Raw genomic sequence first — 4,338 nt, 5'->3', positions numbered from 1 at the left:
GAGCTGCCGCGCCCGCCCCGACTCCCGTGCCGGTGCGGTCAGTTGACGAAGACCGCCGGGCTTCCCGACTGGCTGGTGTCCGCGACCGGCCCGTACGTCGCGGAGAAGTAGCCGTCGGCCGGGCAGAGCGTCGAGCCGCCGCTCTTGGCGAAGTGCTCGGTGCGGAAGGCCAGGCTGTGCGCGGTGTTGTCGGCGCTGCCGGTGAACGCGCCGCTCAGCTGGTAGGAGCAGGTGATGGTGCCGAACCAGGTGTCCAGCACGGCGGTGGCCTGGATCGTCCCGGCGGACCCGCCGGTCAGGGTGACCGGCAGGCCGGGCGCGTCGGAGATGGTGACGCCGTACGGCAGGTTGCCGACCGTCAGGCTGCGCACCGAGGTGACCCCGGTGACGTTGGCGGTGCACGAGCCGAAGGTCAGCCCGGTCAGCGACGCGGTCGCGCTGCCCGGCGCGGCCGGGTTGCCCAGCACCGAGGCCGAGAGCTGGGAGGTGGCGCAGGTGACACCGGTGGTGCTGGTCGCGGTCGAGTAGAAGGTGGCCTTGGTGCCCGGGGTGAGCGGTGCGGCGAGCGCGTCGCCGACGGCGACGGCGGTGCCGCCCGCGCTCCCGGCGGTGAGCACCGGGCCGGCGGCGAGGGGACCGGGCGACGCGGAGGCGGGTACGGCGGCCAGCGCGAGCGCGGCGGTCGCGCAGACGGCGGCGGTGGTGGCGGGGAGGCGGCGGCTGAAGCGCATGGGAAAACCTCTTCCTCGGTGAGGGGCGAGAAGACGTCCTCTCGCGGGCTCCCGAGCGGTGGGGACCGGGGAGCGCGCGGCGTTTCCGGTCCACAGGGTCCAGCCGTGACCGCATGCCGTCAAGGCGATCGGACGAACTTGCTGACATTTCGTCAACAAGACCGTCCTCGCCGACGGCGCCACGACGCCGGACGCCACGACGCCCGGGGCTTCCGGCGCGGGTCTTCCCTCCACCCGCCGGGAACCGCCACTGTGGGGGACGCGGATCCCTCGGACGGGGTGGGTGGAGTGGACGACCAGCACGAGACGCACAACAGGATCAGCCAGAGCACCATCCACGGCAACGTGTTCATGGGCGGCGTCCTCACGCTGATGGGCGGCCGCAGACCGCGCCTGCGGCTGCTGATCGCCGTGTTCTGCGTGCTGGCCCTGCTGGGCGCCGGCGCGACGTACTGGGCGCTGACCGCGACGGAGGGCGGCAAGGGGCCTGAACTCGGCGCCCACTACGATCCCGAGCACGCCGACGCCGACTCGACCACGGTCGTTCCCCGGGTCGTCAAACCGACGGACCCGCCGGCCGTCACCGGCTGCGAAGCCGCCCGGACGTGGGCGCACGCGCAGGGCGGTACGGACGTGGGCGCGTCGCCGCTCTCGGTCTCGATGGTCGGCAACGGCCACACCGTGGCGATCGAGCAGGTGCGGGCGACCATCGTGGGCGAGCCCCGCGACCCGCTGCCCGGCACGGTCGTGGACTGCGCGGGGCAGGGGGAGGGCAAGAAGATCGACATGGGCGTCGACCTGGACTCCCCGAACCCGGTCGCGCTGATCGGGGCCGCCGGACCGGTGTCGTTCGCGCCGTACTTCACCGACAAGTACCTCTACCTGGAGGACCGGAAGCCCGAGATCGTCAGCCTCACGGTGCTCGCGACCCGGCACAGCTACGACTACGTGCTCACGGTCGAGGGCACCGTCGACGGCAAGCGCCGCACCTGGACGCTGAAGGACGGCGACCGGCCGTTCCACGTCTCCGGGGTGCGCAGGGAGTCCGGCACCGAGCTGTCGACCCACGGCCGGGGCTGGGAGACCAGGTACGGCACCGGCTCCGGCGAGCGCATCCGGTGCAATCCCTGCTACGACCAGGACCAGCAGGAGATCCCGGGCACCACGGTCGCCGTCGCGCCGGCCGGCTACAGCTTCCCCTCCGAACCGGGATACCGGCCGGGGGATCCGATCGCCCCGCCGAAGGAACGGCTGACCGCGCCGACGCCGCCGCTGACGGTGGACGAGCGCGACGCGGAATCCGTCGCGATCGCCTGGGCCGTCACCTCGGGCAGCTTCGACACCTCCCGCGGCGACACCGGCCCGGCGGCCGTCCTGAGCCGGTCCCGCCGGTACCTGACGCCCGAACTGACCGCCGCCGGCGGCGGGTTGACCGCCTGCGAGGAGAAGGGGCCGGCCTGGCCCGCCGACCTGACCGCACGCCGGGGCTGGTCGCTGGTCAGGTGGGCGATCGTGGGGCCATCGGCGGGCCGCTTCGATCCGCACGACCTCACCGGTGAGGTGGTCGAGCTGGAGGTCTCCGTCGACTGCACCTACGCCGCGGAGGGGGGCTGGTTCCGATCGCCCCGGCAGTCGTACACCCCGCGACTGACGCTCCGACGCGGGCCCGACGGCGGCTACCTGATCTCCGACATCGGCAAGGTGACCTACGACATCCCGGCGCTCACCGACCCGACCCCGCAGCCCTGAACGGCCCGACCCGAGTGCCGCGACCCGAGTGCCGCGACCCGAGTGCCGCGCCCCGAGAGCCGCGCCCCGAGAGCTCCGACCGAGCCGCCGCCTGCGAGAATCCCGGCATGGCTGAGCACGAGAGCGACCACGGCTACCTCCTGGACAACCACCAGTCGGAGGCGGGCATCCGCTTCGGTGCCCTCGCCGAACTGTTCGACCCGGTGACCTTCCGGCACGTCGACGCCCTCGGGATCGGCCCCGGCATGCGCTGCTGGGAGGTCGGCGCGGGCGGTCCCTCGGTGCCGCTCGGGCTCGCCGAGCGGGTCGGCCCGACCGGCGCGGTGGTCGCCACCGACATCGACGTCTCCTGGACCGCCCCCGCCGCCGGCGGGGTGATCGAGGTGCTGCGCCACGACGTGGCCGCCGACCCGCCGCCGCCCGGCGGCTTCGACCTGGTGCACGCCCGGCTGGTCCTGGTGCACGTCGCCGACCGCGCCGAGGCCCTGCGCAGGATGGTGCGGGCGCTGCGCCCCGGCGGCCGGCTGCTCCTGGAGGACGCCGACCCGGCCCTGCAACCGCTGCTCTGCCCCGACGAGTCCGGCCCCGACGAGCGCCTCGCCAACCGGCTGCGGACCGGCTTCCGCACCCTGATGGCGGGCCGCGGCGCCGACCTCGGGTACGGGCGGACGCTGCCCAGGGCGCTGCGCGAGGCGGGCCTGGTCGACGTCCGGGCCGACGCGTACTTCCCGATCACCTCGCCGGCCTGCGCGGTCCTGGAGGACGCGACCGTCCGGCAGATCCGCGGACTGCTGGTGCGGGAAGGCCTCGCGACGGACGAGGAGATCGACCGCCACCTGGCCAACGTCGCGACCGGCCGGCTCGACCTGGCCACCGCCCCGATGATCTCCGCCTGGGCGCGCCGCCCGTGACGTCTCCCGTGCCGCCGCCGCCCGCCGGCCCGGACGGGGCCGGGGCCGGCGCGCTGCTCGCCGAGGTACGCGCCTCCGCCGCGCGGGTGCTCACCACCGTCGGCACGCTGACCGACCGGCAGGCCCGCGAGCCCTCGACGCTGCCCGGCTGGAGCCGCGCCCACGTCCTCACCCACCTCGCCCGCAGCGCCGACGCGTACCGGTGGCTGCTGACCGTGGCCCGCACCGGCACCGAGCCGGGGCCGCGCACCGGGGCCGCCGCGCCGGACCGAACCCTGCACGAGGGTGCCGGGCGCGGTGCGGCGGAGCCGGCCGCCGACCTGCGGGACAGCCTGGACGGGATGTTCGCGGCGGCGGCCGCGATGCCCGCCGAACGGTGGTCCACGCCGGTCACCGCCCTCGCCGGCTGGCGGCACCCGGCGTGGTTCACCCTGTACCGGGCGTGGCGGGAGCTCGAAACCCACCACGTCGACCTGGACCTCGGCCGCTCGACCGCCGACTGGCCCACCGGGTACATCGCCTGGGCACTCGACGGGACGGCGGCCGCCCTGGCCGCGCGCGGCTTCCCGGTCGCCCGGCTGACGGCCACCGACCTCGGCCGCGACTGGGCCCTGGCGCCGTCCGGCCCCACCGTCAGCGGCCCCGGCCACGCCCTGCTCGCCTGGCTGTCGGGGCGCGGGTCGGCGGAGCACCTGCGGGCGGAGGGCCTGCGGGCGGACGGGCCGCTGCCCGGGCCGCCGGGGTGGCCGTTGCCGCCGGTGCCGGGCTGGGACTGAGGCGGCAGGTCCGGCGTCCGGCCACCTGGACGCGGCAACATCTGCTCCTGTAGCGGCGGTTCGGCCTCGTTCACCTCCGCGTCGGCGGGGTTTCCCGAGGGGCGGGTCCACTGGAACGGCGGCTCCGGCGGGTTCCGGCGGCGCGATGCCGCCGTCCGCCACCCGCAGGGG

The 4,338-nt window shown here is 75.5% G+C and carries 4 protein-coding genes; 3 read left to right on the top strand and 1 reads right to left on the bottom strand.

What is annotated here, in order from left to right; genetic code table 11:
- Positions 1-38: 38 nt before the first annotated feature.
- The gene (locus tag ACFU6K_RS32490) at positions 39-731 is read right to left on the bottom strand and encodes a Tat pathway signal sequence domain protein (RefSeq protein ID WP_380669157.1); all 693 of its coding nucleotides are present in this window, start codon (positions 729-731) and stop codon (positions 39-41) included.
- A 288-nt stretch (positions 732-1,019) separates the two neighbouring features.
- On the opposite strand from ACFU6K_RS32490, the gene ACFU6K_RS32485 reads away from it, so the two are divergent.
- The 3 genes from ACFU6K_RS32485 (at position 1,020) to ACFU6K_RS32475 (ending at position 4,167) form a co-directional block, all read left to right on the top strand.
- A complete protein-coding gene (locus tag ACFU6K_RS32485; protein WP_380669155.1) occupies positions 1,020-2,480 on the top strand; it encodes a hypothetical protein in 1,461 nt (486 codons plus the stop codon).
- Between the two features lie 107 nt (positions 2,481-2,587).
- On the top strand, positions 2,588-3,391 hold the full coding sequence (locus ACFU6K_RS32480) for a methyltransferase domain-containing protein (protein ID WP_380669153.1): 804 nt from the start codon (positions 2,588-2,590) through the stop codon (positions 3,389-3,391).
- Positions 3,388-4,167, top strand: a complete 780-nt coding sequence (locus tag ACFU6K_RS32475; protein WP_380669151.1) for a maleylpyruvate isomerase family mycothiol-dependent enzyme — start codon at positions 3,388-3,390, stop codon at positions 4,165-4,167. The genes ACFU6K_RS32480 and ACFU6K_RS32475 overlap by 4 nt, the downstream gene beginning before the upstream one ends.
- The last annotated feature ends 171 nt before the right edge of the window (positions 4,168-4,338 follow it).

Origin of the sequence: Kitasatospora sp. NPDC057512 (assembly GCF_042802135.1) — a bacterium.
Lineage (GTDB): Bacteria > Actinomycetota > Actinomycetes > Streptomycetales > Streptomycetaceae > Kitasatospora.
The sequence above is the reverse complement of the archived record's forward strand: the minus strand, read 5'-3'. Positions and strand labels throughout refer to the sequence as shown.